The sequence below is a fragment of the Bacillus sp. mrc49 genome (assembly GCF_002803435.1).
In genome coordinates this window covers 1-756 of the sequence record NZ_PHNG01000238.1, presented here as the reverse complement: position 1 = coordinate 756, position 756 = coordinate 1, and the positions used below count along the sequence as shown (strand labels likewise).

Genomic DNA, 756 nt, shown 5'->3' with positions numbered 1-756 from the left:
TGAAAGAGCTTAGTGTACTGACGATGGGAGAGGCAATGGCGATGTTCATTGCCGATGATACGGGCAGCCTCGATGATTGCATGCGTTATAAGCGCTATGTGGCAGGGGCCGAAACCAATGTAGCGATTGGCCTGTCAAGGTTAGGCATCAAAACGGCATGGATGAGCAAGGTCGGAGATGATTCATTCGGACGGATGATTTTGAAAACGCTAACAAGCGAAGGCGTGGATGTCTCCCATGTCTTAACCGACCCGCATCATCCAACAGGATTCCAGCTGAAATCCAAAGTGGAGAAGGGCGATCCAGTCGTTGAATACTACAGGAGGAATTCAAGCGCGAGCAAGATTTCCTTGGAGGATTTTCCGCTTAAGCAGCTTCCGAAGACCCAGCACTTGCACTTGACCGGGATACCGCCTGCGATTTCCGCCAGTTTCAGGGAGTTGTCATGGCAAGTGTTGAATGATCTGAAACAAAAGGGTGTGACCGTTTCATTCGATCCGAATCTCCGGCCGACCTTGTGGCCGACAGAACGGGAGATGATCGAGGTCGTCAATATGTTTGCCAAAGAAGCGGATTGGCTGCTTCCGGGAATGAAGGAAGGCGAAATCCTAACAGGCTATAGCAGGAAGGAGGATATCGCCAGTTATTATCTCGATCAAGGGGTTAAGCTGGTGGTGATCAAGCTGGGCGAAGAGGGTGCCTATTTGGCGACCGAAAAGGAAAGGAAGGATGTAGCGGGATTTGCCGTCACGGAGG

At 51.1% G+C, this 756-nt stretch carries 1 protein-coding gene; it reads left to right on the top strand.

Annotated elements, in window-relative coordinates; genetic code table 11:
• On the top strand, nt 1-756 hold a 756-nt coding region (locus CVN76_RS01730), incomplete at both ends, for a sugar kinase (protein WP_157805452.1).